Consider the following 25807-nt stretch of genomic DNA (forward strand, 5'->3'; position numbering starts at 1 on the left):
ACGGCTTTGTTATCGTGACCCGGCACGCCGAGAATGCGCGGTTTAACGCCGAGCTGTGACTGGGCAGATAACAGGGCTTTCATGCCTGTTTTTTTACCTTCAGCAGTCACTGCGCCGATGATATTGGTTGTGGTTTCTTCTTCCGTTTCCCCCTGCGGCACACGCACAACAACGGTCACGGGTTTTGCCTGGTCAGCGATGGCATCCAGCGAACGGGCCAGCGTGCCGGACTCACCCGCTTTACCGCTGGCGGTCAGTACATCAGTGATCAGCACGGGTTTATTAAGAGGAAACATTTTTGCATCGGCATCATCGCCCGTGCAGACCATACCCACGATGGCGGTGCTCACCGTGGTAATGGATCGGGTGCCTTCGTTGACTTCAACAACGCGCACTCCGTGGTGGTAATCCTGAGCCATAAGGCAGTCTCTCCGGTTGTAGAGGGGGTCTGCCTATGTTCTGGTTGATACGCGCAGGGTGCACGCGATGGGGTTTGTATGGGAAATGGCACAACTGAGATTTATGAAAAGTGATGGTTAGCAGTGCATTTAACTTCGTTGAAAGGCTGGGTTAATATAATTGGAAAAAAAACATACATAAACGAGATTCAATGTCGCCTTAGTTGTATGACAAAGCGCGGTTGCTTGCTATGGAGTTACATTCTGATATTCTAGAGTAATTCCGTGCACATTTATGATAATAACTGGTTATCTTTAACATAAAAAAGAAGAGCATTACTTATATGAATCTACCATTTTCATTTATTTTAGCATTTTTCTGTATAATTGGTGCATTAGTCGCCTTCGGCTTACCGATATTTAAATTTTTAGATGATGACATTCAGCAAAATCGTGCTAACGGTCTTGATGGAATGCGTTTTTATCTTGCATCATTCGTAATACTTCATCATATGGATTGCTCCTATTCATATTTTACAACCGGGGAATGGACCCCAATATCCCAGTGGCTTTTAACTATGGGAAAATATGGTGTAGCATTATTCTTCATGACAACAGCCTACTTATTTTGGGGGAAAATTAGGGACAAGAAAAATATTGATTGGGTAACCCTATATCAAAAAAGATTCCTTAGAATTGTCCCATTAGCTTTCTTTTGTTCATTCATGGGTATTTCTATACTTTTCATTTTCACGGAAAAAACCACATTAACTTTAACCACTATATCCAATATACTGTCCTGGTTTGATGGTAGCTTGTGGGATAATAAACCACCAGTAACGACTTTTCAGACTCCATTCATTGTGTTAGCCGGAGTTACGTGGACATTGAAATGGGAGTGGATGTTTTATTTTTCTCTTCCATTGCTATTTATTCTCAATAAAAAACCAATGGAACTGACTATTATTCTTTTTGCATTTTCGTTTTATTTATTGCCGTCCTTTACGAATACTGCATATCTTTGGTCATATTTTTTTGCGGGGATGCTCTGCAGGGAGTTGAAAGAAAGAATTATCCTGTCCAAGACTAATGCAAATTATATTTTGATAGCTGCCATACTGCTAACCTTTCTGTCAGCCCCTACATTATATAGCCCACCGGAGACTGCTTTCCTTGCTGTTATTTTCTTTTGCATCATATCTGGAGCCGAACTCTTTGGCGCACTAACAACCAAAGCAGCCAAAAGATTAGGCGCGATTAGCTACAGTTTGTATCTCACACAGGGATTAGTACTTTTCCCAGTCTATAACTATCTGAAATCCGCAAAAATGATGACTACTGGCCCCTTATTACTTTCGATACTTGTTATGACCTTCTTTGGCATTTGCCTGTTATCTACTTTCACTTATCATTTTATAGAATTACCGTTTATCAAAAAAATAAATAATAAATCATCAGACGGATTGCATAAAATTTAAAAAATATGAATATATGCTTGTCTATATCAACTACTTCCCTCCGGACGAGTTAAGCGAGTTGGCTCGTTGGTTTTTCCCGATACTGATGTCAGGGAGACAATCAGTGCTCAACACCAACGTCCACAAGCATGAGAATGAACAGATAAGCAGTACTGTCCAGGAAATGCTTGAAGAAACGGGGTTCTGGTTAGTCAGTGAGTAAAATTTTAAATATCCGCCACAGTTACGTTTTGATGATGCTGTGGCGAATATTTATTTTCGATAATATCACTCCTCTGGTTTGCCAGGCCATTTGACATCAGGCGCTGTAGAAAAATCAACTGCATAAAGAGCGTCAAGATAATCCAGCCATAGATTATATTGCGCCAGTTCGTCGCCTTTCAAACGCCCAATAGCCGCCTTTCCTGGCCACTGCTTACTATTTATAAACGCGTTAGCCCTGTCGATGCGGGATTGTTTTTCCGCTTCAGCGGCACCAACATTAGCAGCATGTTCTGCAGCGGTATCAGTTACCCATTTTTCACCATCCCACTTATCATATGGTGTTGATGGAGCAATTCTGGTGTAGCCATCTCGAATCTGACCAATATAATCAATTGTCGCAGACTTTCCATCAGCGGTTGAATAAACCGTCATTCCCCGATGATCTTCTTCCTGTTTCCAGTCGGTGCCAGTGAACAGAGGGACCTTTCCGGCAACGACCTCGCCCGGGTCAATATCGGTGGAGTTGCCAGGCATACTCACGCCGATATGGATATATTCATCTGACCAGCCGGTATACTCCCCCGTCACCGCATCATAATAAAAACAGCGAACATCACCCGGCTCTGCCGCCAGTCCGTCTGCATCGAAGACAGGTTTCATTACTTTGCCCTCACAAGAAGATTAAACGAGATATTACGTGGGCGGTTTTCTGCTGCCACAGGTACGCCAGCATTTGCGGCGTTAAAGAAAGCGAACTGAGCTAATGTCGTCGGATTGCCATCAACGCCTAAATTTACAATGTTCTGAGCGCCCCCGGCGGTGAACGCGCCGTCAGCGACGGTATTCCCCACCATCGTAATAAACCCCAGACTGCCAGTGATATTTCGGATTGCATCCCCCTGCGGACTGAGCAATGAACGTCCGCTATCGATACCGCGTCCGTCATCCCACACGCGCAGAAACTCCCCCCGGGCTTCTGTCAGCCTGAGTCCGGGAAAAACCTTAGCCAGTTTCGGATAAGTCGCTGCCGAAAATGTCGCACCGTTAAATTTCAGAAATACCATATCTGACCATTCATCCATGACCGTATTTGGCATCACTGTAGAAGGCCAGAAGAACGGAATTCCGATTGCCGGAACACCTGCTCCTAAACCAAGGTATTGGAGAACAGCAGTAATATCAGTTTTGCCGATGATGTCCCTACCTACTTGCGTCAGCTCAGTCAACTCCGCGGCATCTACACCGTTGAAGTACGGGATTTTATTGGCTGCACCTACTAATCCTGCTAATGCGGTCAGGGTGGCGTCGAGAGGTTGTATTTTCTCTGGCAATGCTGACCAGTTCGCGCCTGGTGGAGTGCTTGTATTGCTCGCCACCAAAGACTGATAAACAACCCCGCTCAACGAAACTAAAGCACCTTTGCCATAAGAGAAAGCAGATCCACCATTATCTGCACTGGTAATAAAAGGTGCCACTCCGCCTGACTGAATCTCATTAATTGCCTGAGTTATTCTGTTGAATAACCAGTTCATCTTATCGCGTTCAATTCGTTTTGCTGATGGGTCAGTGGCAGGATCCAAAGAGTAAGCCTGACCATACCCCTGTGTCATATTTACACCACCTCCAGCATCAGTATCAGGCACGGCAGCTTTATCCCCTGATGATGCAAAGGGGACCTTAATAAATGAGGTCATATTAACTCCCAAATTGTGAATTATTCTGATCGAAATTGAGGTTATAGTCAGCAAACCCAAAAGCATCTCGTGGTTTAACAAGATGGTTGAATTTAACGCCTGATGGTCTGGGGATAAGGTCGAAATCCTGAAGGAGCCTCATCATGATATCTGGAAGGATAATCTGATAAACAACGGTTATAGTCATATCCTGTCCATCGAGTGCGTAGACATCTTTCCCGAACACGTCATATAAAGCATGGTTTATGGCAGGCATTGAGCCATCGGAAGTTATCTGCCACCAACGCATGCGAAGTAATTGTCGTTTTTGCTCGACCGTAAGTTTATTTACTGAGTCAACATCAACCGCGAAGTTACTTCTGCCGAAATTCAGGCCAAAATCTGCAAATCCAAACGCTGGATAGTTTGCGGGGCTCGCTTTTGATTCGGTGTATAGAGGTAGGTTAAGGATGACTGCCCAGACATTCAGCCCGAAATCATTCGCAGTAAACAGATTGAATACATCACTTTCCCACGAGGTCCAGAAAACCTGATGATTAGCGTCATACCATTTCTGCTTCAGGTTAAAAATATTCGCCAGATTCGGTGACTGGTCATACTCCCACTTTAAAACCTTCATCAAATCCAGAGAAAAGTCGAACCGTTGAATATTCATGTTGTCACCACAAGAATATCGTCAACCTGAATAGTGGCCTTTTCGTTTAACCCTATCGAAATATCATCTTTTGACCAGGTCGGGGTAGTTGCTTTATTCGCTATCTCAACGCTTTTAATAAATATTTGAGGTGAGGCAGTGTTAGCTGCGGCTGACAATTCGAACGGAGATACGTCTGTGCCGAGAGTAAACCCTTCTTCTCCATTATCGAGTTGCCCGTTTGCATATTTCACGATGGTATCTTTGATAAGCGAAGTTGGATCGCCTGTACCAACACCTTTAGAGACAACCGTAAATTTCGCCATAACAGGCTTGGCTATAGGCCTGTCAAACTTGACTGTTGATTTCTGCCCAGACCAGGCATCTGTCACATCAACACTTACAGCCCCATTCCACGCAGCCCCACCTGTTTTAGAGCGATAGAGTGCTGCTGCAACTGCGGCATCTTCGCCGCCATCAACACATGCCCAGACTGAATGACCAATAAGGCTAATCCCATCAATCGTTTTAGTTGTGTTGTCTACGTTCTCACGAAACGACAGCGAATTAACCCCTACCACCGCCCTGACATTTGAATAGACAGCCTCTCCAATGGATCGACCTTGAATGGCCAGAGTCTGGCGCCGTTCTTTCCTGGCTGACAGGTCTGACTGCTCTTCAGTACCCATTGTTCCGGCAACCGGGTTATCCGATGTTTCCCAACCCACAGACGTGTACCCAACGACTGGGTCTTTCAGCGTATGAGCTGGACAAGGAATGGCTCCTGGCTCCAGAGCCTGAAATATACCGGTTCCTTTCCCTGAGTTATCCAGCGCGACGGTAGAAAGCAGCTCAAACAGATTTCCATTTGATGAACGCCTCGAGCCGGACGGTATCACCACGCCGGGTACACCAGTTAGCGCGACACCATCGACAAGCGTATATGTTGAGGCCCGGCGTTTCCCTCCTGTTAGCGCCCAGATATCATCCAGGAACAGGCCACCTGCATAGTTGGGGTTAATCTGGTTTGCTACAGCAGCATTGTTCGCTACAACTTCAGAACGAACTGCAACGTCGCTGGCGATGATCATGCCCTGCGGCGTGTCCGGCGTAACGTCCAGATCGCTACCAAAAGTGGATTTCCACTCATTCTCTGTATCAGTCAGGATTTGCGATGTATCCGGGACAATCACACCTTCTGGCGAGAGGTATTTATATGATTCCACTTGCGCTCTCCGTTCCGTAAATCGTTCTTATCTGGGCGGTGTAACTCAGCGTATCGCCGTCTTTTGCGAAATTTATGTTCCCCACTCCTTCGACGCCTGGAACGGTCTTGTAGACCTTTCGCAGGAACATGTCGTACCGGCTAATGTCTGGTTGGGACCCCAATGCGATATCGAAGAACGGGATACCGCGCGACTGCGCGTACGGCAACTCAGTTAGCTTTGTCCTGGCTACGTGTTCGCACGTCTGAATGACGGCCTGAAGATCAGTAGCCATTGCTAGGTTTCGGGAGTTATCAAGGTAGATATCAAAGTCATTGTTGGTGGCTAATGTCTTCATGGGTTCTTCATCGGCCCTACGTTGCCGCCCTCCGGATTGGTATGGACGTGACCAAACGTATTGATGGTGCCGTCAGTGAATTGTGGTGCTTTGATCGGCTTATTGGACTCAATACCGCTTTCAGTTATCGACACGACAGTGGAGCCCGCTGTCAGCACTATGCTACCTGGCTTAACCGCTACTGATGTCGTGCCGTCGATAGTCTGTAGCGTGGCAGCTGTACCATCGCTGACAACAAAGTCCTTCATTACATCCGGTATAAAGACGCCGTCCTCAAAACAGTGAAGCCGGGTTGTATTGCCCGGCTCCGCTTCATAACTCTGCAGGAATAACGACATATCCCTGTCACTTGCCTTTATCCATCCCAGGTCGCCTGGTTTTATCGGAAACGTAAGGCACATACCACCGCCACCGATTGTCAGCACCGGGACCTCTGCGGGCGCCCTAAGTGGATTCAGGGAGCCGTCCGTCATGGTGACTTTATAGAGAATTTCTATTTGTGCCCGATTAACCGGCGGGGGGTTATACGACACGATTCTTGCCGGCAACATGTCATCGACATCGAGCAAAAACTTTCTCAGCACCAGGTCCATTGAGCCTGAAAGGCTGTCACTTTGTCCCGGCTTTTGGCTTGGAGTTGGATTTGGCATCAGCTTTCTTCTGCGCCTCGCGTTTTTCGGCTATTGATGTGATGTTGTCGTTGTTGCAGGACAGGTCGAGATACCAGTCGTTTTCGTGCGTCGCCAGGCTGGCTGCCCAGTTGTAAATCACGTACTGACCATTTGCGGCTTTGTTGACCGAGGACTGAATTTCAATCTGCTGCCCAAGCTTTACTGACGGGTCGAACAGCATGCGCACCTTAACGCCTTTATCATCCAGAACCGGGTTGCCAATCATTCCGGTAGCCGACGAGATTACCCTCACTTCGCCCTTCATTCCTTTCCCAAGGTCTTTAACCACCAGGAAATCATCGTCAATAAAGCAGTCTACATCGCCCACCTGCTCAAGTTTTTGTATCTGCTTGCCGACGGGCCCGTTATAGACGTAGTTGGCAACGGTCTTGTCTTTGGCCTCAAACCGCAGAGTCAGGTCGTAGTCTTTCGCTACCCCCTTACACAGTTCGGAGAGCTGGGTTGTTTTCGGAGACGAACGCGACGCCCATTTGTACTTCGCTCCGTTCTGGGTTAGAGCCTTCATGGTGAGTCGGCGATCAGGCGGCATGCTGGGTTCAGCCAGAACAACATCACCGTTATAGATAGTCTCTACACCAGTGGACTGGCGACCGGCCATCACGGTGATCAACTTTGGCTTCTGGTTTGGGTTCCAGGGGGAAGTTTCGGTGACGAGATAATCAATGGTTTCAAGAAGGAGGTTGTCGAGTGTTATCTGGCAGCTGTTCTGTTTTCCATCTGACGTTTTAACAATCTTCGCCGTGGCGGCCGCGCCTTCGTAAAACTTCATCTGCCCGTTAATCTCGATTCCAATTTTTAGCACACGGCCATCAAGCATTGTCGATCTCCTCATTCGTCATCCAGACAAAAACATCGCTCCCCTCAAAAGATGTGTAGTACGGCAGCTCGTCATTGTCGGTGATGATGAAAAAATTACCGTCATTGAGGTAACGCGATGGAATGATTGGCGCACTGGCAACCGCACGGCGATTGTTGACGATTACTATGCCATCGCGAGTGACTGAGACCGCCATGATGCCGTTGCACTCTTTGAGGGATAGCTCATACAAAGCGCCCTCGAGGACAACGGAAAGTGATTGCCTTGGGAAAGACTTCAATGGAATTTGCTTCATCAGAACCAGTCCTTAATATCCTTCGCCACAGAGCTGGATTTTGTTTGGGTGGCTGGAGAAGCCTCAGATGGGCGTTTCTGCCCCTGCTTCACAGTGTCGGCATCAGGCTTTGCTGTTCCGCCTGTTTTCGCAGACTTGCTGGACACCGCAACCTCTTTGGCAGGCATCGTTTCAACGGTCGATGTGAACCACTGAACCTCTTTTAGGGTTAGAGTTACAGCTACCGTGTCACCAAGATCTGGCGCCTCATCGTGCGGCATGTCGGTGATAACCATATCCGCATAAGAAGATGCGCGGGTCTGTACGATCAGCGATGTACTGTTGACGTAGGCCTGCTCAATGTCGCTATACACCGAACCATACGCATCAGCCGGGATAAACATCGTGAGCTGCGCGACGTTAGGTTTGATGATTTTAAAGTCAGCGATGGTGTTGCCGGTTTCCAGCGGATGCTCACACAGATCGGAAGAACGATTCACTGCAGCACGCATAGCCCGGCACTCAGTGAACATCTGCGCGCCGAACTCATCCGTAATCCGTACGACATCCACAGCGAATGAAGACATCACCATGTTGTACGATGACAGGGATCCGGATGCGGTATTCATCAGGTCAGAGAATGAAGACATTAATGGCTCCTTCCGTCGTCATACTGGTTTGCCATATCTCCGTAAGCATTCTTCAGCCCATCAGTCATGCTGCTGGCGATCCCCTGCGCATCAGTGGCCTGCGTGGTCACTTCGACCTTGGCGACATTGACGTTTTGCGTGTTGCTGATGCTTGATGAGCGAGAGGATGAAGGGGGAATCATTGGAGCCATTGCAATTGATTGATGAGCAGATTTTGCGGCTGCCAGCGCTGGTATCTCAGTGTTAGGATTTGCGCCATCATTAATGGATTGTGCATCTGGCGATCCGGTTGTTGTCGGTTGCGCATCTTCACTCGTATCCATGCCCAGAAAACTTTTGACGGCGTTCTTGGCTTTGATGGCTGCATTACCAACACCATTAGCAATGTCAGCACCTATATTGGAGAAAATTCCCTTCACCCACTCCAACAGCTCGGTAAATACCTGTTTAGTATCGGCTGATAGTTTCTCCCATGCCCGGCTTAAGGCATCTGCAATAGCATCACCGGCATCTACTACACCGTTCACGATCTCATCCCAACTAGCCTTTAGCTCCGCGACTAACACGACCATGAACTGCGATGGATCAGAGAACAGGAGTTTTAGCGCCTCCCATGCACCAAGGAAGCTTTCTTTCACATTATCCAGAACGCCAGCCAGCGCAGGGAACTGCTGAACCAGATCGCCGATTACCGACTCACCGCCATTAAAATACTGCCAGAGATCTTCTACTACCAGCCCCAGAGCAGCAGCCACGGCGATGAATGGAATAAATGGCGCCATCGCGCCCCATGCGGCCGCCGCCATTCGCCATAGCGATGCAGTCAAGGCCGGAATAACTACGGTTGCAAGCGCCCCAAAGAAGGTGAAGAGGAAGGCTTTATGCTCTCTACCCCAGGCTATTACTTTTTGAGTTGTCTCGATGACCAATTCCAGCGCAGGAACGACAGCCATTGCCAACTGATCGGCAAAGCGTGAGAATATTGTTGATAGCTCGTTTTGCGCCTGTTTAAATCGCTTTAGCTGCTCAACATCTTTCTCATTCAGAACACCAAGGTCTTTCTGAAGTTGAATCTGTCTTTCAAGCGCTTTCTGCCCGTTAAGCATTGCAGCTATGACTGCGTTATCGGTGATGCCGAGCTGCTTGATTTGGAAGGTAGCCTGCTGCTTGTCCATTTTTTCCATGGAACCAGCCAACTCAAGAAGAGCCTGATCTGCTGATTTAATATTCCCTTTAGCGTCTTTCAGGCTGACACCAAAGGTTTTGAATGATTCCGCCTTCCCTGATTTTGCGTCAGAAGCCGCTTCGCCCATCGCTTCGTTGAGATCGATCATGGAATCACGGAAGCCATCGGCGTCTACGCCGAGCGACTGAAATGTTTTGGATAGTGCGTCGTACTGCCCGATATCTACGCCTACAGTTTCCGCCGCCTTCACCTTGCTAAGCATTTCGGCCATGTGATCAAGCACCGCATTAAGAGACAAGCCAGCCCCAGCAATACCCAATGCGCTTACCGCGAGCTCTTTAAATCCGTCAGTGGTTATTCCTGCTTTTTGTAGAACACCATCGAACATGCCGAGCATTGACTTATGCGCACTTTTTGAACCATCCTCTACATCGTCAAGCGCGTTATCTGCATCACGTAAACCTCTCAGTGCGTCGCGATTGTCCGTTTCAAGCAGGAATACAAATGTGTCGAGAATGCCCATGCTGGCTCCAATAAAAAACCCCGCATAGCGGGGTTGTTAACCTGTGGAATATTGGCTATCCACCAAACAATCTGGAGAAAAAGCCTTTTTTAGGTGGTGGGGTTTCTTCCTCTTCGTCGAGGAAACTAATCACCGGTTTAAAGGAGCAGCGGCAATCCCATTCTCGCCCAGGAAAAATATTGCCATCTTTGAAAAATGCGCCATCCGAGAGTTTGAATTTTTTCGATGACAGACCTGAATGACCACACACGACACCGCTATAAATCCATTCACCGGTTTTGATGCCAGCCTTAAGAGATTTATTGATTTTTTCATATGATGCATATTTGCAAAAGAATCTAGTTGCAATGAAGCCCTTCGCTTTAGCTCCAATATCTGGATATCTTTCCGTCAGATACACGGATAGCTCCTGCAAATTGCCGCCTGACTTTAGCACTGCCAGTTCAAGATCCGACATTTCAACCTGAAACTTATCAAAATCCATACCCAGAAAATCTGCGGCTATTTTGTCAGCGAGAGCGCTATCAATACCGTGTTTTTCTACCAAGTCTGAGACGATTTTTTCCATCATGCGCGCTTCCCATTAATGGAAACTGACATCAATACAGCCTTCTCTTTTGACTCCAGCAATGGCTTGTTATCTGAGCCAAGCTTACTGAACTTGCATATTGCAGAGCCAGGAACCAATGCCCCAAAAGAATTTTTGGCGCGAAAAACCATCTCAACTTTGTAGCCGTCGGTAGTGCTGCTTGAGATTGTGTTCGCCCTGTCTACTTCAAAGCTTCCCGGATCCTTGGCCCTATCCTTGACCTCGGTAGTGCACATTGAAATCATCATGTCGGAGATGTATTGATTATCTCTTGGCTGATTAGAGCACGATCTCACAAACCAGAGAGCCACCAAGATAAGGAAAGTTGTGGACCCGTAGTAAACAATCTTTTGCCCTAAAGTACGCTCTACTTTACCGCCATTTTTAATGTAATCACGACGCTGCCGATATGTCATCTTTTTGAAATCAGAATATTTCACACCCACCCTCACCAATATCACTAATACTTCGATAAAAGTAACACAGGCTACGGCATGGACATGAATTTTCGATATCAACTGTGTCGTTTATTGATCTGCTCCATTGCCCACCACTCGTTAAACCGGGTGGTCATGACAATTTCCCAAAGGCTAAAGGCCTCCTCCAGCGTGACGGAGGTCTTCAGTTCTGTCAGGGTTGCTTGTCCTGCCGAGAGGATTGTTGCAATGAACTGGTCAGCGTTGACGTAATCAACTTGATCATATTCTGCACGATACCGCCGGAGGAAATGGAGCGGGTGAACTTTTCGAAGAAAGAGAAGTTGTACTCGAGCAACTCTTTCTCAAGGCGCATCAGCGCTTCACCATCGGGAACGTGGTTGTCGACCAGGGCTGCGGTGCTCAAACGGATAGTAGAACCATCGTCCAGGACGCGCTCAACGAATGTCATCGCTTTGAGCATGATCTTCTCACTCTCAGCGTACTGGTTCTCTTCCCACTGCTTCGCCAGTGCTGCAATCGATGTTGGGTACTTTGCGGCAATCTCGCGCGCTGCAATGGCCGGGAACTTACCGATGATGAACGGTACATCGTTACCTGCCCGGTCTTTCACCGTGACGTTTTTCGCTTCCAGTAATTCAGCCACGTTATACCTCTACCCGGCTCATGCCTTCAAAACGGAAGTTATAGACCTTCGATTTCATACGGCCCGCGGACGCCACCGCGTTACCCGGGAGACCATCAAAAATGATACCCGGCGTCAGCGTGATGGTGGAGCCGTTCGGATACGTACCGACGATGGTGATGGTATCTTTTGCGGGGCGCTTACCGCGAGCAGCACGGTTGGCTTCAAATACGACTGCCAGATTCTTGTCATCTTCGCCGCCAGGGATCACCGCAATTGCCAGAGGAATTGGGTTAGCCTTAGACCAGTGCACCATATCGCCGTTGAGCCCCATAGCTGCATCGTTGATCTGCAAAGTTGGCAGGTCGAACGGGTCAGCATCATCAGCGAACTCAGTGATAGTAAACCCGGAAGGATACGTCTTGCTCGCGATTACGCGAACCTGTAGGCCAAAGCCTGCGATGTCTTGCATCTGTTATCTCCAGAAAAAAGGCTGCGCACGGCAGCCTTATCAGGTTCGTTAAATCAGGATATCCCGACCGGTGATTTTGTTTACCGCGTCGGCCTTCGAGTAGACCAGCAGATAGTCGATAACGTATTTGATAGTGCCGTTCGTCTGCGACTCCTGCTGCACGGAGGCATCAAGCCAGTAGCCAATCGACTGCACCTGGTGCCATGCCAGCGGGTCGCCCGTGATTTGAGTGACGTAAGCCTTCTGCGTAACCGTCAAATCCTTCTCGGCTTTAATAGTGCCGTTGAACTGCGCGCGTGGGATTGGCGCATCATCACCGCCGTTAAGCAGGCTGATCACGATAGCGCGCCCTTCTTCAGTTGCTGGGATGATTGGCAATGACAGAAGGCCAGACATCAGTACGGCGGTCGCGGCCGATTTAAACCACTGCTCGTTGGCATAAACGTTCATCTGCAGCGGATCCGTATTGGTGCCACACAGATAGCCGTTCTGGTAAAAGTCGATAGCCTGGCCTGCGTTCTTCGTGCGACCGTAGTAGTTCACGCGAGTGTCAGTGTCGATCGCATTGGCGTCAGTATTACTATCAACCTTCGGAGTGATACCTGACACCTGCTGGAACATGTAGTTCTGGCTGGCGTTGCGCTGTTTGTAGTCGGTGGCGCCAAGGATAATGCCGGGAATTTGTTCATCAAACTCTGTGTTGGCGTCGTTGACGATGGTCATCGCGCAGCCGCTATAGGTTTGCAGCGTTCCATACCATGTGCCGTAATCAGCCATTGTCACCGGCACCAGGTACATGTATTTAACGTTCTGCGTTGCGTTCCACGCAGCGATACTCTGTACGATATCATGAGTAAGCGCGGTACCGCAGAAAGCGAATGAGCCGTAATTGTCGCTGATTTCATCCGCCTCGATCACGTAATCGAGTACGGTAGTGGCATTTGACCCCGGAGAGGTAAGCATACCTTTCGCAGTAGTCCAGCCAAGATTGTCGGCGATATCAACACCGGTACCCGCAGCAATCACGTTTACCGCCGCAGGAACATCATGACCAACAAACGATGCGTTGAACTTTTGTGCCAAAGAGTCGTAAGTAACCGTCGCGCCGCCGAGAATGCCACGTAGTTTGGTCTGGATAGCAGTTGCGACATCAGCCAGAGCCGCAGCTGAAGAGAAGTCGAGATCGTCCAGCAGGTAATCAGACTGGTCAACAGTGATACGAACAGCCCCGTCAGTAATGGCCTGCCATGTCGCGATAGTGGTCATTGGGGTACCGCCGACAATCCCCGGAGCCGCTGCAGAAGAAGCATCGCTGTAATGCGCGAAGGCGATTTTTTTTGCTTTGGTGATGATCTTCGACACAAAGCCAAAATATAGCGCGGCTCGTTTGTACTCCTCAGACACGGTACCAAAGGTCGTGGCCACATCGTTAATGTCGGTAAATTCCATCACTACGCCAGCAGGAACCTTCGTGTCCTTCGTGAACAGGCGAAGGATAAGCTCGCGCTCTTTAACGGCCGCGCTGCCTCCTACGCCGGACGTAATGTCCACGTATTTCTTAATAGAGATGCTCATCAGCAATCCTCGTTAAACGCGGTATATCCCGCTGGTGATTTGCTCAACCTTACCCACGTCATGGGTTAGTGTGAGTTTGTGACAGATGATCAGATCGAAGCTCGGGACGTTCTCCCACTGCTCGGCCTCGTTCTGAATGTAATTGGAAGTTATGGGCTTCACTACCTGCATGCCCATACCTGCGGCTTTTAGCGCAGTGAGCATCGAATGACTTTGAAGGATCAGCGAGGCGGTTGTCAGCACACCCTGAACTGTGGGTGTATCAACGGTTTCGTCTTCTGGCTTCACGTACGGCAGCACCGCGTTAAACTGAATGGTCTCAGCAACGTTCTGGCGTTCGATTATTTCCGGGTTGCCGCTCGTCACTCTGGGCTTCCTTGACTGCCAGCCGACACGCTCGCTGGTAATGTGGTGCATGATGATTGCGGGTACAGCCGGCGGCCCGGTCGAAACACCGGAATAGCTCTGCATCACCCGCACAGTCATGCCATGCCCAGCAAACCCGGAGATGAGCACTTCCCGAATGAGTTTATAAATCTCGTTCATTGCTTCACCGCCACCAGTTGTGTCCATCCGTCCTGAACCTTCCAGTTTGTTGGCTGAATAATTTCCCACTCAGCGGCATTCCAGAGGATTACATCTGCCGCCGCTCCACGATACGCAGAGTTGGCACCAGTCTGGATCCACGCAGTGATGTACTCGCGCCCGGTAGTCAGACCGAACTGCTGGATATCACGAAATGAAAGTGGCTGAACGGATGCACCATAAAGAGACTCAGGAGCGCTGTACGCGTTGATGGTTTTGCCGAAGTCATTCTCTTGCTGACCGAGAAAGCGCTTAATCTGGACGCCAGTAGACGGGTTAATCGCTGATAACGCCATGCCAAGGAGATTTGAACCTGGTACGAACATTATTTCTCCTTAACGATTGATGTGCAGGAGGCGCGCATCACCCCGGAATCCTGCAGTGGCTTATCAGGTTCTCGACCTTTGGCAATACGCGCTTTACGTGTAGAATCGGCAAGTGGAGGGTTATTAACCAGCGTAATGGTCATTCTCACATCACCGGCTGCCTGCTCTCCGATTGCTGTGAATATCTGCAAAGGCGTCCTCTCCCCAGCAGATACAGCCCTAACACCTCTTCCCATCAACTCTGACCAGCTCCTGCCTTCTGCCGCGATGGTTGGCCTGACAAATGGCCTTGGGGGGATATTCTGCGCCGGGCTTCCAAACTCCTGAGTTTGAGCAACTAACGCTACCGGAACTCCCGAGTCATCGTACTTGGCAGTATCCATCCATCCGACCTCAGCCTTCAGTCGCCCCATCTCCTGCACGCGCTTAACCAGCTCATCCAGACCTCTGCCCATCAGAACCTCCCGCCAACCTTTCTGAATGCACGACGCTCCGGAGCGCCACCGATATAGCCAAGGCCAATCGACAGCCGAGCCAGCAATGCTGCCAGTTGTTCGCCGTAAGGCGTCTTTCCCAGCCAGGCCATGAACGCGCCCTTGCTCGACGCTGCATTAGTGAAACCGACGCTAACAGAGCCAACCGTTGCATTGCTGATGATTCCGGTTGCGCCGCTGGCTGGTGCTGCAGGTGTGCCGTTAATCATCAGCAGGTGGGCTGTGAGAAGTTCGGTCATTAATTCCTGACACTTCACGCATCGGAACCAGCGATTACCAACGTCGATGTAGCAATCCACCATTTCGGCCATCAGCAGGATACTGTCAGTTGGGTACAGCACTGGATTGGCGAAGGCCGGGAATTTTTCTCGGAACTCAGCGACGTCGATCATGGGTTACTTCTCCTCTTTAGGAGCCTTCTTGCCCATCTTTTTGTAGTCTTCAGCGGTGTCCTGGGCAGACTTGTCTTTGTCCATCTCAGCGCCGCGCTCTTCGGCGTCATGTCCGTGTTTTGCCTTCTCGTCGAAGGACATGAAGCCGCGCTCAACGAAGCCCATGAATGCCGGGTCTGCTTTGAGCTGATCGAGTTCTTCGGTAGTGACTACTGTCGCCACGCCGCGTGGGGTGATCATGGTGCGCTTGTCTTGCGAGTTGGCACCGCCTTTAATCAGGACCCCCTTGTCGTAGGTGTCCTTACGCGCATGGCCTTTCCAGACCGGGAAAAAGTTGTCAGAGGTACAGGACGAATAAACTGCTGGCATGGTTATCTCCAGAAAGAATCGGGGCCGAAGCCCCTTAAAATCAGATGCCGCTTGCGCGATAGACAGCGAATGGACGTTTCACCAGAGCACCGGAAGTGGCGTTAGTGAAGTCTTCGGTAACCAGTTTGCAGGATGTATCCACACCCAGCGCGCGGAAGCGGGACGGTACGATCTGGTCGATTACACCGCCACCGTCGGTACCGGAATCACCAACCGTTTCTGCGTACAGGTAGAACACGTCAGCACCGCCGTTAGCATCATCCAGCTCAATGGCTGATTTGACGGTTACGTTCGGGTAGTTCTCACGCAGCCAGTCGTACGGCGTTTCACCCAGGTCGTTTGGTGTCGACAGGTAGTCAACTTTTTCCGATGCCACAGCCAGGATGATTGGCGTAGCGGTTGGGTCGATGACTTCTTTCGACTGAACGCGCAACGCAGCCAAACCGGTCAGCAGGTCACGCACGATTTCCGCATAGGTCTTTTTGTCCCAGGTGGTACCGCCAGTGCCAGCTGACACGGTGATATATGCCGGGAGGTTCGGATCGTTCAGGTAGCCGTAAATCGGGCGGGTGTCAGGATGCGTCGCATAGCCGAAGAAGGCCACACGGTTTCGGGAGATTTCCAGCGCCAGGGAGGCGGCGTTACGTTTGGTTTCTGAGGCGTTAATGCCGATGCGACCAGAACGCAGGCCTTCGAGCTCACCAACCTGCAGACCTTCTTCAAAGCGAACCACGCCGCGCTTTTCATAGGTCAGGTTCCAACTGGACAGCGGGATGTTGCCATAGTCGGTGTACGGCTGAGCCACGCCGACCAGTTCCAGAATTTCCTGGATAACTTCTTCGTCTTCCCACGCGCCAGCAGTTACCACGCCCATCAGCTCATCAGCTTTACGGGCGGCGGTGATCACCTGCACCTGGCCAGGCAGCCACGCCTGCAGGAATTGCATGTAAGGGCTGTTGCCCTGAGAGGCGTTGACGGTCAGGCCGGGAATGCTGACGGCGGCGTCCATACCATACGCCTGAGCGTACGACTGAGCAGCGAAATCAGATACGTGGATCCCCACCTTAGCGAGGGAGCGGACGTTATCCGCTGAATCCATCGCAATGCCGCGCAGCTTGCTTTGCAGCAATTTTGCGGCAGCAGGAGACAGGCGCTTATGCACCTTTGAGATTTTAGGCATTTGTTATTTCCTTGGATTAAGGTGCTACGGCCGGAGTCGGCAGTTGCTGCAGGGCGACGATTGCAATTCCGGTAGTCACGTTGTAACGCACGACGCGGGAGCCAGGGATCAGAGTAGAACTGGAGGGGGCAGCGGATAACGGAGCAGCAACCAGGGAACCATCAGCTTTGTATGCGATCGCATCACCAACACCCGCGGCAGTGGTCAACTCCATAAACATACCAGGAGTCTGCGAAGTCGCTTCCAGTTGAGCGCCTGCCTCGATACCTGCCGCATCACCACCAAGCGCGGTATAAGCCGCCCACTCTTTCGGTGATGACAGAATACCAACATATGTCCCGGAACCGCCGATGGATACCAGCCCATTATCACCAGCAGCCTGCGTTAGTGCGACTGCGCCGAACGGGACGCGTTTACCAGCAGTACCATCGAATTTAGTTTTCAGCTGCACAGGCTCGGCACGAACGTCGCCTGCCAGCGCATGTTCACCGGGAATGCCCCATGCCAGATCGCTGCTTACAGTTTTTTGAAAGGTCATTCTGTTCCCCTTAAAGAGCATCGATTGCGGAAGATACAGCGTTGTCTTTGGTCGGTGCTGCGTCCTGACCGAATGCAACGATGGTGCGTGGAGTTGCAGACTTCATCGCCAGAGCAGCATTCAGGGCTGAAACTTCATGCCCGGCGGCGGTACCTTTGATGCCGAGTTTCTCCAGGCCGTACTTCGCCACCGCCACGGTATCCATGGAGTCGCACGCAAACGCGCCGATGTGCTGAGTAAGTCGACTAGCCAGTTCGTTGCGTTTGCCGAGTTCTTTCAGCAGCGCGCCAGTGTCCTGTGCTTTAACCTGCTTGGTCAGGGTGTTCACCTGCTTAGTCAGCGCGGCGATTTTGGCATCCTGAGCCTTTGGCGTGTCGGTAGGATCCTCGTCTTCTGCTTTCGGAGCGTCAGGGTCTTCATCCTCAGCCTTAGGTGCGTTCGGGTCTTCGTCTTCCGCTGGCGCTGCTGCCGGGTCGATAGGATCCTCATCAAGAACCGGCTCAGCTGGTACTTCCGGCTGATTCATCTGCTGAAGTGCAGCCATGACAGCGGCGATTGATGGGGCGTCCAGCTTGCCGAGCGCCGCGATCAGTTCCTCTAAAGTCATTGTTTTATCTCCGTCGGAGTTTTGGTTTATGGCCTGATCCATCACTGCGACGTCAGGTCCTGTTCTGCCCTCATCAACAAGGGCTAGATGGTTTCCGCAGCGGATATTTCGCTGCACGTACTGATACGGTATTCCTTCAAACACACCTGGCGTTGGGTCAACGTCGTATTTGTAGCCAGGGGATAGTTCAGTCTTCCCAGATTGCAGGGCCTGCTTCAATTCGTCAGAGAACACTCGGAGATTTGCCCGAAGGTATGGAGGGTCAAAATAGACCTTCTCTCCTACGATCCCCGCGACTCCAGCATCCCCAGCATCTACGCCTTCAGTGCCAAGCCATGCATGCCCATTGGTAAAGGGAATAAGCTTGAAAGACTCCAGCGTCTCCGGCTTGCTGAGTTCTTCAGCTGGTCGATATACCTGATAAATCTTGCCTGGGTCTGGCGCGCCGGGTATCTCGCTGCCGAGATAATCGAATATCCCGGCCTTAGTGATTGGATTCCCCTCGACGTTGATCCACCCGTTGTCGTCGACGACTCGAGCGGAACGGTCGAGGGCTTTAGCGCCGGTTGTCATTATTTCACTCCAAAGTCGACCACCAGTTTGAATGTGCAACGACAGTTAATTTCCTCTCCGGGGATGACGTTCTGACCGCTATCGCCCACCGGAAGGCCAACGGAAAGGTCGAACTCTTCGCCGTGCGCCTTAACATGTTTAGGACGAGAATGAGCAGGGCCCCGATGCGAGTGGATCCAGATGCCTTTGGTTGCCCCAGTTGCCTGGGCCTTCATCATCGCCGTGTCGTTGTACGCCTTTCGCGTCTGGTCCAATGCGATGTTTCGGGAGCGACGGTCGAGTTTGCCGTTGGCATCAGACAGGATGTCTTTCAGCGCGGACAGGTCGCCAGGCGACTCGGCCACAGCTTTTCGAATCCTCTCGATGTGATCCGTCGGCAACGTCGATATCAGCTGCGCGTTCTTCTGCGCTGCGTCCCGAAAGTACCCGCGCACGGTGTCTGCGTTGACTGCATCGTCAAGTTTCAGCGCGGTGAATTGCCGCTGAGTAGACTTATCAGCGCCGTCGAGTACCGGGTTAAACATCGTGGGGGCGTAATCGCGGAACAGGTTGGCGTATTTGCCAGACAGTGTTGTCAGTTTTGAGTCGAGCGACGGGCCACTGGTTGCCAGCAACTCATCAGACAGGTTGCCCTTCATCCAGTTCACCAGCCGTCTCAGCCTGCGCTGGTACTGCTGCTCCAGATACAGGGGGCTGAAGAACGGCCGCGATTGCTCTTGCAAGTCCGTCGTCTTCTTCTCCGCCATCGTCTACCTCCTCAAACTCGTAGCCGCTGGACTCATCATCCTTGAGCTTCTGCTGGTTCTGCTGAGCGCTTACCACGCCCAACTCCTGATAAATCTGCGCGGTTTGAGCTTTCGCCAGGCCGGTCTGCGCCTGCTCGGTTTCGGTAGGTTCGTCCAGGGGATTCCACACCACCTCAATATCCATGCTTTCGCCGAACTCTGATTTGGTCAGTAACTGGTAATGTCGATTCAAGAACGGTGTGCAGCTGTGCTCCTGAATACCTGCCAACGTTTCGCGGTATGCTGACATCTCGAAATCACCGGTTGGGTTGAAGCCCTTTGGTGAAGTCCCCAGCAGTTTCGTTGCTGGCATCTCCGCAACCGAGGCTACCAACTGGTACTCGGTCATGATCACCGAGTCGACGTCACCAAGAGAGGTTTCGTGCTGCGCGTAGACATCGTCCGTCCCGAGATTCATGAAACCAAAGTTGTCTCGTGATTCCGCTGCCAGTTGCTGCTTTTCCATGTATTTATCTGGATCGGCCATGGCCTCTTCGAGATCGGTGTTGATGACATTCATCCGCTTCGACATCAGCAACTGCGGTCCCTCGTTAGCCGAACGCTCAGCGCCGTACACGCGCTCCCAGATAAGCTGGGGTAACGGAAGCCCACCGAACAGATACGTCGGCTTGAGCACGTCAGCGACTTCTGAGTAGCGAATGATGACCAGGTGCGAACGGTGATAGCGCCTATTGGCTATGCGCCAATATGTCGGCTCGTAGAAGTTCTCCGACGACGGTTCGGTTACATCCACACCTTCCAACTCCGGCGCGCACCAGTACGGGTCAACCTGACTGATGCCGCGATAGCTTCCCTTGGTAACGCCGTCGATGTTGAATGGCTTCTCGTAATATTGCGGGTCGTCGCTGTCCACGCAGAAGATGGCAATGCGGATCCCGAATACGCGGTTAAACCGAGCGTACTCCTGTACCTGACGTTTGATGCCGCGCTTACGGTCGATTTTCTCCAGTTGCTGAACCTTCTCAGGGTCAACGCCTGTAATCTTCCAGCCGTTGCGAGTGGCGTCCTCTGGCGGGATTTTGCAGGCGCGATTAACCAGCCACTGTTGAGCCATAACGGCGCACAGTTGATGGCCGATGAATCCCTGCGACAGGAACCATCCGACCACGTTGTCCGGCACGCCGCCGAGTGTTGAGAAGCGGTATCCGGCAGATGGTGGTTGAGCGCATGACTCATCCATTGCCTTGCCGGTCGCATCCACCTGATGTACCGCACGAACCGGGAATGCCAATCCTGACAGGTCATCTAACGTATAATTGGTATGCTGCTTGTGCGTTGAGAAGGTGCCTGCTCGTTTCTTCTTTTCCGGATCAGGCTTCGCCTCTTCAACAATTACTGCTGCTTTTGGTCGAAACCACTTAAGCCAGTTCCAGTTCATGAGAAAATGCCCTTCCCTTTTCTGCGGATCAGCCCATCCAGTGAATACCGGACGGCGTCCCAACAGTGGTTGTTTTTGTCTTCGATAATCGGCAACACCTCACTGGTGACGCGATCTGTTTTGTAGGAATAGAGCCGGGCTTCTTTTGCCGTCTCTTTGCAGCGCGGGTGAATGATGATTTTCTTGAACCCGCGCAGATAGGCGATCCCGTCTTCAACGCTGCCCTGCCACTTCTTGGCGGCGGCGATATTGAAGCCCTGCGCTTTGATATGGCTGATGGTCTCAGGCCGGGAGTTATCTGCCTTGATAGGCCACTTCCGCGCCTCGGGGATGCCAGGGAATTTCGCATCGTCGGTGACCCTCCACTCTTCAAGCTGGCGAGGCTTGGCGCCATCCTTCCCGGCGTAGAACTTCCACATGTCATCAAGCTCTACGTGCTTACCGTAGGCCTCGTATTCGATATGCAGGCAGTTATCCAGGATGAAGCCGCGAATGAGCGTTGATGGGTCTTCGGCAAACCCGAAGTCACCGCCGAACAGCAGGCGATCGGCTTTCTGCCAGAGGTCATCAGAAAAGCTCTGGACGATATAGCGATTCGCCAGCACCTGCTTATTGGAGTTCTCGAGGTAAGCACCTTCCCAGATCCACGCGTAATCGGCGTAATCCAGTGTTGCGAGGTCGTCCTGCCGCTCTTCTTCCAGCACCTCGGGAAACCACGGGTTATCGTTGTAGTTCATCTCAACGATGATGGAATTCTTCGGTGGCGTCTTTCTGAAGCGTTTGTCAGTGGCGCTACCGTCTTTCTCCGGGTTCCACGTCACCCAAATCTCTGAGCCTTCTTCACGTACTGTAGGGCGAAGCTTTTTCCACGCGACGTCAGATACTGACTCCGCCTCATCCACCCAAGCCAGCAGGATGCGCGCCTTTGACTTGATGCTGTCGAGGTTATGCCGCAGGCCACAGAACACGTAACTGACGCGACGGTTCTTCGTGCGGATGTACTTTTCGCCAATGTCGAAGTAATCATTGAGCCACGGCACGGAGCGGATTGCCTGCTTAACTTCCTCCATACTCGACTCTTCGAGGGAGTTCATGTATTCGCGGCCACAAACAATCACGCCGCTTATTCTGGCTTCTGCCTTCTCGTAAGCGCGCACAGCACTCATCAGAGCAAAGGTGCGTGTCTTAGCCGAACCACGGCCACCATAAGCGCAGCGGTAACGGACATTCTCAGCAGTGAATACCGGTACGAGCTTCGCGGGGATCTGGAGATCAGCTGTTGCTCCCATCAGGCAAAACTCCAACTAAACGAATGGTGGTCGGCTTTGTAGCCATTGAGCCGTCAGAAGAGATGTTGTCCGTTACCTTCGGGGCTTCCCAACCTTCCATCTCCCCGAGTTGCTTAATAGCGCCGCGAGCGTCGTGCAGCTTCAGCTTGATGCCGTCTTTACCGGCAGTCAGTTCAGCGATGGCGTCTAGTAATTCTGGTGACTGTTTGACTGAGTCCTTAAACTTCCAGGTAGCTTGAATGACGTCACGGCCGTCCTCATCCTCGCCGACTACATGCTCACCGAAATCAACGAGGTCAGTGATGCGCGCGCGGCCCATTGAGGTCAGTCGCTTGAGTGCTTCCTCGCGGGTCATGATGGCGTCGCTTACTGCTGATACCTGGACAGATGCAAGGAACGCTAAAACGTCGCAATTTGTCGCAATCGCATGAGCAGCCTTGCGCAGGTTATCGCCTTTAGCTTTCCCCTTGGCTGCCTTGTATGCGTCGGTCTGGTTCTTACCCTTGATGATGGCCAGTGAGAACTTTTTCTGAAGCGGAGTCAGCGCATCGAAAAGCTGCTGCTGCTCTGCCGTGAGCTTTTTCGATGCCATGGGAACTCCTGTTGGTTAAGACCATTAAAAAAGCCACTCGAAAGTGGCCTTTGTGATGACAATAAAAAACTACCCGGAGGCGGTTAAGTGAAACGTATGGATGAGCCAAATGAAGTAGATGATATGTTTATAAGCCCATCCAATCTGCCGATTATATCTGGATCTTCTTTTACTTCCTCATACCATCGGTTGGCGGCAGCAATCATATCTCGACAAAACACATCGATTTGCAACTGTAGCTTTCCATCAAAATAGTTTAGATGCACCAGACTATCTGAGCCGGGAGGGGGGGTGAAATTGAACTTCATCATTCTCTTTTTGTTTTCCGGATCAGTACCAGCATGAAGACAAGAACAACGATACAGCCAAAAATCTTGCGCGTAGAATTTGCACTTTTCAAAACGACTTGCAGTATATTTGTCCTCAATGTAACGGGTTACCCAGTCCCTATACCATTTCCCCGTTGTCCCCTGTTCAATATCAGGTCTCTCTAAGCTTCTACAAATATCTGGCATAGCAAGCGCCATAAATAACGCGGCTAACCAATTTTCACTTTCAAGTGAAGCCTCAATTGAAGCTATGAACCTTTTCATAGATCACCTTTATCTTTTTAGGTGATTATTTATAGCATTATCACAGGTACTCCGTGAATGCCTGCTGTAAAGTCTAAGCTGATGGCAATAAAAAACCGCCCAGTGGCGGCTTGTTTTCGTAGTAATTTGTGATTTGATTCACTCTACTCTGTGTGTGTGAAACCCGCTAGCCTCTATATCATTCAATGTTTTCGATCGGTCGTAGCTATCATGGCATGCAATAGAATAATGCCGAAATGGTCCATTCCCAGTTGCAGCCATGTGATCTAACGGCTGGTATTCATCGCTCAATTCAGTAACTACACTGCCATGCATTTCGCCACCAAGAGCCAGATAGCGCTTAGTTTCTTCAGTTGCCATAATTAATCCTCATTAAATGGTAGGATTTACTATGCCATCAACCTTTCCTAAATCAACCTACTATTTAATAAATTTCGCACTGTTTGGTTGGCAGTTCACCTGCCACGATTTGTTATGCGCCAGCACAATACGCTTGGTCTGCTTGTCCATGACTGTGATGTCTCTGTCAGTCAGGTAGATTGGCTTTACCCAGTCGCAACCAGCTTCGATGACTTCAACCTTTGCGGGTCCAGTTTCCGCGCAACTCGCGATCAACATCGTCATCAGGCATATGGCTAACAGTCTGCTGTACATTACTGGCCTCTTTGATTACTTCGATGCGGCGTTCTGCTGCGGCTTTGGTGGCTACTGCATTTTCGTCGGTGCGCTGTTTATCCGCTTCGGCTTCTGCCTTTTCTCGGCCGCGCATACTGCCCAGACCGAAAGCACCGAGAGTGAACAGCGCAGCGGTAACAATAAACACCAGAACAGCTTTCAGTTTCGTCATAGGCTTACGCGCTCCCGCACCCAGCCATAAACGAACGACTTGTTTTGCTGGCGCTGCTCTGCCAGCTCGAGATACCGCTGACCTTGGCTGCAGTTAAGTGCGCAAAGCAATACGGCTTCCCCTTCACTCCCGCGTTTAGCCAGGAACGATTTCAACGCACTGATGCTGAGTGGACCAATCTTGCCATCGGCAATCAGGTCGGGATATAGCTGTTGCTGATTGTTGAATACGTTCAGCCAGCGCTGGAACCATTTCACCTGCACTGATGGCCCCATGTTCACGCCGGTGTCACAGAGTTCGGCAGCGATAGCCGGGGAGATGTTTGCTACCTGGTCAAAGCGTGGGCCGTACCAGTAATCAGCCTCATAAATCTCCATGGCCTGCTGACGGGTCAGGTTTCGCATGTCCCCGGTATAGCCATGGGCGCGAGCTGTTGCCTGAGTGATGCCCCAGTTCGTCGGGCCGCCTTTGTCGTTCGGGTGATTAACATAGCCCCCCTCTTTGCCGAGGATGCTGTTGAAAATATCGTCTTTGGTCATCATTCATCCCTTACGACTTTCGCCAGATTGCCTTTGACTCGCCAGACAGCAATACAGATTGCTAGGTTGAGGAATAACTCACCCGGATCAACGTTGCTGTAATAGCCGAGAAGAATACGGAAAGCGGTGAAGCCAGCAGCCAGAATAAGCAGGTAAGCCATCCACGCGTAACCAGGTCGGTGTGTCTTCCCGGCTTTACTGAAGAACATCAGACGCATCACGATCGCTATGCAGATGATCGCGTTTGCGTCCAGGATGACAGAATGCCATGTCATTTCCCTTCCTCCTCCAGCCCGGGCATCTTGCCGCGTCGTGATTTGGCGACGATTCGAAGCAGGACTGCGACGGAAATGGAAGCGGATACCAGCGCACCGACATTCGGTGAGACTTCGATACTGACCGGCGGCTGCAACAGCCCGAGGGCTGTGTTGATAATCCCGGCGAGAATCTTGGCCATGGGAACGGAGAAGAACACGCCTCCCATGAACGAGATGACCGCGAAGAGCATCTGCTTCCAGAGTTGATGAGGCTCTGAGGTCAGCACATACATTGCCGCCCCGGCCAGCGCACATAACATTACGCCAGGCGTCGCCTCCGGGAACATCGTAGCGAAAGTGATCCCTACCGTAGCGGAGGTCACCCCACTGGCAATTGTGATTGGCTCAGACATAGTTATTCCGTGTATAGAGGTAGGCCGTCCGACACGATAGCTACGTGGCATATGAAGGTGATTGTCGGCGGCCTGAATAAAGAGCCCACGGCGCAGTGGGCAAGATGAGGGTGGTGCGTTGAGCTTTCGCTCTTATGGTCCTGGTAGGTATCCAGATACGAAAAAGCCCCAGCGATTAACTGGGGCTATTTTTGTAATTCGGTCGACAACCAAAGCTA

At 50.9% G+C, this 25807-nt stretch carries 35 protein-coding genes and 2 pseudogenes; 2 read left to right on the forward strand and 35 right to left on the reverse strand.

What is annotated here, in order from left to right; translation table 11 throughout:
- Window positions 1-419: pseudogene (locus D9742_RS07945) on the reverse strand (phage tail protein); the annotation flags it as partial.
- Between the two features lie 323 nt (window positions 420-742).
- Between D9742_RS07945 and D9742_RS07950 the strand changes: the two are divergent.
- The gene (locus D9742_RS07950; protein ID WP_130236535.1) at window positions 743-1876 is read left to right on the forward strand and encodes an acyltransferase; all 1134 of its coding nucleotides are present in this window, start codon (window positions 743-745) and stop codon (window positions 1874-1876) included.
- Between the two features lie 100 nt (window positions 1877-1976).
- A pseudogene (locus D9742_RS23780) lies at window positions 1977-2078 on the forward strand (DinI family protein); the annotation flags it as partial.
- A 65-nt stretch (window positions 2079-2143) separates the two neighbouring features.
- Here D9742_RS23780 and D9742_RS07960 read toward each other — a convergent pair.
- The 34 genes from D9742_RS07960 to D9742_RS08125 all read right to left on the reverse strand — a co-directional run bounded on the left by D9742_RS07960 (window position 2144) and on the right by D9742_RS08125 (window position 25589).
- A complete protein-coding gene (locus D9742_RS07960; protein WP_130236536.1) occupies window positions 2144-2740 on the reverse strand; it encodes a tail fiber assembly protein in 597 nt (198 codons plus the stop codon).
- Window positions 2740-3774, reverse strand: coding sequence for a phage tail protein (locus D9742_RS23380; protein WP_240780523.1), 1035 nt, complete (start codon window positions 3772-3774; stop codon window positions 2740-2742). Before D9742_RS23380 ends, D9742_RS07960 begins: the two co-directional genes overlap by 1 nt.
- A 1-nt stretch (window position 3775) precedes the next feature.
- Window positions 3776-4429 carry a DUF2612 domain-containing protein gene (locus tag D9742_RS07970; RefSeq protein WP_130236537.1) on the reverse strand — a complete coding sequence of 218 codons (654 nt, stop codon included), beginning with the start codon at window positions 4427-4429 and terminating at the stop codon, window positions 3776-3778.
- Complete coding sequence (locus tag D9742_RS07975) at window positions 4426-5634, reverse strand: hypothetical protein (protein WP_130236538.1); 1209 nt, start codon at window positions 5632-5634, stop codon at window positions 4426-4428. The genes D9742_RS07970 and D9742_RS07975 overlap by 4 nt, the downstream gene beginning before the upstream one ends.
- Complete coding sequence (locus D9742_RS07980; protein ID WP_130236539.1) at window positions 5621-5971, reverse strand: hypothetical protein; 351 nt, start codon at window positions 5969-5971, stop codon at window positions 5621-5623. The genes D9742_RS07975 and D9742_RS07980 overlap by 14 nt, the downstream gene beginning before the upstream one ends.
- On the reverse strand, window positions 5968-6621 hold the full coding sequence (locus D9742_RS07985) for a Gp138 family membrane-puncturing spike protein (protein WP_346477126.1): 654 nt from the start codon (window positions 6619-6621) through the stop codon (window positions 5968-5970). The genes D9742_RS07980 and D9742_RS07985 overlap by 4 nt, the downstream gene beginning before the upstream one ends.
- The gene (locus D9742_RS07990) at window positions 6581-7480 is read right to left on the reverse strand and encodes a hypothetical protein (protein ID WP_107164434.1); all 900 of its coding nucleotides are present in this window, start codon (window positions 7478-7480) and stop codon (window positions 6581-6583) included. The genes D9742_RS07985 and D9742_RS07990 overlap by 41 nt, the downstream gene beginning before the upstream one ends.
- On the reverse strand, window positions 7473-7775 hold the full coding sequence (locus D9742_RS07995) for a hypothetical protein (RefSeq protein WP_130236541.1): 303 nt from the start codon (window positions 7773-7775) through the stop codon (window positions 7473-7475). Before D9742_RS07995 ends, D9742_RS07990 begins: the two co-directional genes overlap by 8 nt.
- Complete coding sequence (locus tag D9742_RS08000; RefSeq protein WP_130236542.1) at window positions 7775-8404, reverse strand: phage baseplate protein; 630 nt, start codon at window positions 8402-8404, stop codon at window positions 7775-7777. The genes D9742_RS07995 and D9742_RS08000 overlap by 1 nt, the downstream gene beginning before the upstream one ends.
- The gene (locus D9742_RS08005; RefSeq protein ID WP_130236543.1) at window positions 8404-10113 is read right to left on the reverse strand and encodes a phage tail tape measure protein; all 1710 of its coding nucleotides are present in this window, start codon (window positions 10111-10113) and stop codon (window positions 8404-8406) included. The genes D9742_RS08000 and D9742_RS08005 overlap by 1 nt, the downstream gene beginning before the upstream one ends.
- Window positions 10114-10168: 55 nt before the next feature.
- The gene (locus D9742_RS08010; protein ID WP_130236544.1) at window positions 10169-10684 is read right to left on the reverse strand and encodes a hypothetical protein; all 516 of its coding nucleotides are present in this window, start codon (window positions 10682-10684) and stop codon (window positions 10169-10171) included.
- The gene (locus D9742_RS08015) at window positions 10681-11142 is read right to left on the reverse strand and encodes a hypothetical protein (protein ID WP_130236545.1); all 462 of its coding nucleotides are present in this window, start codon (window positions 11140-11142) and stop codon (window positions 10681-10683) included. Before D9742_RS08015 ends, D9742_RS08010 begins: the two co-directional genes overlap by 4 nt.
- Before the next feature lie 190 nt (window positions 11143-11332).
- Window positions 11333-11785: a hypothetical protein gene (locus D9742_RS08020; protein ID WP_117343382.1), complete on the reverse strand. Its 453-nt coding sequence runs from the start codon at window positions 11783-11785 to the stop codon at window positions 11333-11335.
- A 1-nt stretch (window position 11786) separates the two neighbouring features.
- Complete coding sequence (locus D9742_RS08025; RefSeq protein ID WP_107164427.1) at window positions 11787-12236, reverse strand: hypothetical protein; 450 nt, start codon at window positions 12234-12236, stop codon at window positions 11787-11789.
- A 48-nt stretch (window positions 12237-12284) separates the two neighbouring features.
- Window positions 12285-13811 (reverse strand): DUF3383 family protein, encoded by a 1527-nt coding sequence (locus D9742_RS08030; RefSeq protein WP_130236546.1) that lies wholly within the window; start codon window positions 13809-13811, stop codon window positions 12285-12287.
- A 12-nt stretch (window positions 13812-13823) separates the two neighbouring features.
- Window positions 13824-14426, reverse strand: coding sequence for a hypothetical protein (locus tag D9742_RS08035; RefSeq protein WP_131131012.1), 603 nt, complete (start codon window positions 14424-14426; stop codon window positions 13824-13826).
- Window positions 14354-14722 (reverse strand): hypothetical protein, encoded by a 369-nt coding sequence (locus D9742_RS08040; protein ID WP_130236547.1) that lies wholly within the window; start codon window positions 14720-14722, stop codon window positions 14354-14356. The genes D9742_RS08035 and D9742_RS08040 overlap by 73 nt, the downstream gene beginning before the upstream one ends.
- Window positions 14722-15177 carry a hypothetical protein gene (locus tag D9742_RS08045; RefSeq protein ID WP_130236548.1) on the reverse strand — a complete coding sequence of 152 codons (456 nt, stop codon included), beginning with the start codon at window positions 15175-15177 and terminating at the stop codon, window positions 14722-14724. Before D9742_RS08045 ends, D9742_RS08040 begins: the two co-directional genes overlap by 1 nt.
- On the reverse strand, window positions 15177-15608 hold the full coding sequence (locus D9742_RS08050; protein WP_130236549.1) for a DUF4054 domain-containing protein: 432 nt from the start codon (window positions 15606-15608) through the stop codon (window positions 15177-15179). Before D9742_RS08050 ends, D9742_RS08045 begins: the two co-directional genes overlap by 1 nt.
- Before the next feature lie 3 nt (window positions 15609-15611).
- Window positions 15612-15977, reverse strand: coding sequence for a hypothetical protein (locus D9742_RS08055; protein ID WP_107164421.1), 366 nt, complete (start codon window positions 15975-15977; stop codon window positions 15612-15614).
- 40 nt (window positions 15978-16017) lie between these two features.
- Window positions 16018-17157 carry a major capsid family protein gene (locus tag D9742_RS08060; protein WP_107164420.1) on the reverse strand — a complete coding sequence of 380 codons (1140 nt, stop codon included), beginning with the start codon at window positions 17155-17157 and terminating at the stop codon, window positions 16018-16020.
- Window positions 17158-17173: 16 nt separating this feature from the next.
- The gene (locus D9742_RS08065; protein WP_130236550.1) at window positions 17174-17695 is read right to left on the reverse strand and encodes a hypothetical protein; all 522 of its coding nucleotides are present in this window, start codon (window positions 17693-17695) and stop codon (window positions 17174-17176) included.
- Window positions 17696-17705: 10 nt separating this feature from the next.
- A complete protein-coding gene (locus D9742_RS08070) occupies window positions 17706-18875 on the reverse strand; it encodes a DUF2213 domain-containing protein (RefSeq protein ID WP_130236551.1) in 1170 nt (389 codons plus the stop codon).
- A complete protein-coding gene (locus D9742_RS08075; RefSeq protein WP_165382772.1) occupies window positions 18875-19513 on the reverse strand; it encodes a phage minor head protein in 639 nt (212 codons plus the stop codon). The genes D9742_RS08070 and D9742_RS08075 overlap by 1 nt, the downstream gene beginning before the upstream one ends.
- Window positions 19494-21059, reverse strand: coding sequence for a DUF1073 domain-containing protein (locus D9742_RS08080; RefSeq protein ID WP_130236553.1), 1566 nt, complete (start codon window positions 21057-21059; stop codon window positions 19494-19496). The genes D9742_RS08075 and D9742_RS08080 overlap by 20 nt, the downstream gene beginning before the upstream one ends.
- Window positions 21056-22348: a phage terminase large subunit gene (locus tag D9742_RS08085; RefSeq protein ID WP_130236554.1), complete on the reverse strand. Its 1293-nt coding sequence runs from the start codon at window positions 22346-22348 to the stop codon at window positions 21056-21058. The genes D9742_RS08080 and D9742_RS08085 overlap by 4 nt, the downstream gene beginning before the upstream one ends.
- Window positions 22332-22940, reverse strand: coding sequence for a terminase small subunit (locus D9742_RS08090; protein WP_130236555.1), 609 nt, complete (start codon window positions 22938-22940; stop codon window positions 22332-22334). The genes D9742_RS08085 and D9742_RS08090 overlap by 17 nt, the downstream gene beginning before the upstream one ends.
- Window positions 22941-23023: 83 nt before the next feature.
- Window positions 23024-23533, reverse strand: coding sequence for a hypothetical protein (locus D9742_RS08095; protein ID WP_130236556.1), 510 nt, complete (start codon window positions 23531-23533; stop codon window positions 23024-23026).
- A gap of 138 nt (window positions 23534-23671) precedes the next feature.
- The gene (locus D9742_RS08100) at window positions 23672-23893 is read right to left on the reverse strand and encodes a hypothetical protein (protein WP_130236557.1); all 222 of its coding nucleotides are present in this window, start codon (window positions 23891-23893) and stop codon (window positions 23672-23674) included.
- A gap of 60 nt (window positions 23894-23953) precedes the next feature.
- Complete coding sequence (locus tag D9742_RS23385; RefSeq protein ID WP_107164412.1) at window positions 23954-24151, reverse strand: hypothetical protein; 198 nt, start codon at window positions 24149-24151, stop codon at window positions 23954-23956.
- Window positions 24108-24380, reverse strand: coding sequence for a hypothetical protein (locus D9742_RS08110; RefSeq protein ID WP_107164411.1), 273 nt, complete (start codon window positions 24378-24380; stop codon window positions 24108-24110). The genes D9742_RS23385 and D9742_RS08110 overlap by 44 nt, the downstream gene beginning before the upstream one ends.
- Window positions 24377-24922, reverse strand: coding sequence for a glycosyl hydrolase 108 family protein (locus D9742_RS08115; protein ID WP_240780469.1), 546 nt, complete (start codon window positions 24920-24922; stop codon window positions 24377-24379). Before D9742_RS08115 ends, D9742_RS08110 begins: the two co-directional genes overlap by 4 nt.
- Window positions 24919-25194, reverse strand: coding sequence for a phage holin family protein (locus D9742_RS08120; RefSeq protein WP_130236558.1), 276 nt, complete (start codon window positions 25192-25194; stop codon window positions 24919-24921). The genes D9742_RS08115 and D9742_RS08120 overlap by 4 nt, the downstream gene beginning before the upstream one ends.
- Complete coding sequence (locus D9742_RS08125; RefSeq protein ID WP_107164408.1) at window positions 25191-25589, reverse strand: putative holin; 399 nt, start codon at window positions 25587-25589, stop codon at window positions 25191-25193. The genes D9742_RS08120 and D9742_RS08125 overlap by 4 nt, the downstream gene beginning before the upstream one ends.
- Window positions 25590-25807 lie beyond the last annotated feature (218 nt).

Origin of the sequence: Escherichia sp. E1V33, from assembly GCF_004211955.1 — a bacterium.
GTDB lineage: Bacteria > Pseudomonadota > Gammaproteobacteria > Enterobacterales > Enterobacteriaceae > Escherichia.

Coding starts and splice junctions, on each gene's coding strand:
- D9742_RS08080 (WP_130236553.1), bottom strand. CDS start 21,059: ATGAACTGGAACTGGCTTAAGTGGTTTCGACCAAAAGCAGCAGTAATT.
- D9742_RS07990 (WP_107164434.1), bottom strand. CDS start 7,480: ATGCTTGATGGCCGTGTGCTAAAAATTGGAATCGAGATTAACGGGCAG.
- D9742_RS07950 (WP_130236535.1), top strand. CDS start 743: ATGAATCTACCATTTTCATTTATTTTAGCATTTTTCTGTATAATTGGT.
- D9742_RS08090 (WP_130236555.1), bottom strand. CDS start 22,940: ATGGCATCGAAAAAGCTCACGGCAGAGCAGCAGCAGCTTTTCGATGCG.
- D9742_RS08065 (WP_130236550.1), bottom strand. CDS start 17,695: ATGACCTTTCAAAAAACTGTAAGCAGCGATCTGGCATGGGGCATTCCC.
- D9742_RS07985 (WP_346477126.1), bottom strand. CDS start 6,621: ATGCCAAATCCAACTCCAAGCCAAAAGCCGGGACAAAGTGACAGCCTT.
- D9742_RS08115 (WP_240780469.1), bottom strand. CDS start 24,922: ATGATGACCAAAGACGATATTTTCAACAGCATCCTCGGCAAAGAGGGG.
- D9742_RS08125 (WP_107164408.1), bottom strand. CDS start 25,589: ATGTCTGAGCCAATCACAATTGCCAGTGGGGTGACCTCCGCTACGGTA.
- D9742_RS08005 (WP_130236543.1), bottom strand. CDS start 10,113: ATGGGCATTCTCGACACATTTGTATTCCTGCTTGAAACGGACAATCGC.
- D9742_RS08100 (WP_130236557.1), bottom strand. CDS start 23,893: ATGGCAACTGAAGAAACTAAGCGCTATCTGGCTCTTGGTGGCGAAATG.
- D9742_RS08070 (WP_130236551.1), bottom strand. CDS start 18,875: ATGACAACCGGCGCTAAAGCCCTCGACCGTTCCGCTCGAGTCGTCGAC.
- D9742_RS08050 (WP_130236549.1), bottom strand. CDS start 15,608: ATGATCGACGTCGCTGAGTTCCGAGAAAAATTCCCGGCCTTCGCCAAT.
- D9742_RS08040 (WP_130236547.1), bottom strand. CDS start 14,722: ATGTTCGTACCAGGTTCAAATCTCCTTGGCATGGCGTTATCAGCGATT.
- D9742_RS08025 (WP_107164427.1), bottom strand. CDS start 12,236: ATGCAAGACATCGCAGGCTTTGGCCTACAGGTTCGCGTAATCGCGAGC.
- D9742_RS08095 (WP_130236556.1), bottom strand. CDS start 23,533: ATGAAAAGGTTCATAGCTTCAATTGAGGCTTCACTTGAAAGTGAAAAT.
- D9742_RS08085 (WP_130236554.1), bottom strand. CDS start 22,348: ATGGGAGCAACAGCTGATCTCCAGATCCCCGCGAAGCTCGTACCGGTA.
- D9742_RS07995 (WP_130236541.1), bottom strand. CDS start 7,775: ATGAAGCAAATTCCATTGAAGTCTTTCCCAAGGCAATCACTTTCCGTT.
- D9742_RS08075 (WP_165382772.1), bottom strand. CDS start 19,513: ATGAAGGGCAACCTGTCTGATGAGTTGCTGGCAACCAGTGGCCCGTCG.
- D9742_RS08045 (WP_130236548.1), bottom strand. CDS start 15,177: ATGGGCAGAGGTCTGGATGAGCTGGTTAAGCGCGTGCAGGAGATGGGG.
- D9742_RS08000 (WP_130236542.1), bottom strand. CDS start 8,404: ATGTCTTCATTCTCTGACCTGATGAATACCGCATCCGGATCCCTGTCA.
- D9742_RS08120 (WP_130236558.1), bottom strand. CDS start 25,194: ATGACATGGCATTCTGTCATCCTGGACGCAAACGCGATCATCTGCATA.
- D9742_RS07960 (WP_130236536.1), bottom strand. CDS start 2,740: ATGAAACCTGTCTTCGATGCAGACGGACTGGCGGCAGAGCCGGGTGAT.
- D9742_RS08110 (WP_107164411.1), bottom strand. CDS start 24,380: ATGACGAAACTGAAAGCTGTTCTGGTGTTTATTGTTACCGCTGCGCTG.
- D9742_RS23380 (WP_240780523.1), bottom strand. CDS start 3,774: ATGACCTCATTTATTAAGGTCCCCTTTGCATCATCAGGGGATAAAGCT.
- D9742_RS23385 (WP_107164412.1), bottom strand. CDS start 24,151: ATGTTGATCGCGAGTTGCGCGGAAACTGGACCCGCAAAGGTTGAAGTC.
- D9742_RS07980 (WP_130236539.1), bottom strand. CDS start 5,971: ATGAAGACATTAGCCACCAACAATGACTTTGATATCTACCTTGATAAC.
- D9742_RS08060 (WP_107164420.1), bottom strand. CDS start 17,157: ATGCCTAAAATCTCAAAGGTGCATAAGCGCCTGTCTCCTGCTGCCGCA.
- D9742_RS08030 (WP_130236546.1), bottom strand. CDS start 13,811: ATGAGCATCTCTATTAAGAAATACGTGGACATTACGTCCGGCGTAGGA.
- D9742_RS07970 (WP_130236537.1), bottom strand. CDS start 4,429: ATGAATATTCAACGGTTCGACTTTTCTCTGGATTTGATGAAGGTTTTA.
- D9742_RS08010 (WP_130236544.1), bottom strand. CDS start 10,684: ATGATGGAAAAAATCGTCTCAGACTTGGTAGAAAAACACGGTATTGAT.
- D9742_RS08055 (WP_107164421.1), bottom strand. CDS start 15,977: ATGCCAGCAGTTTATTCGTCCTGTACCTCTGACAACTTTTTCCCGGTC.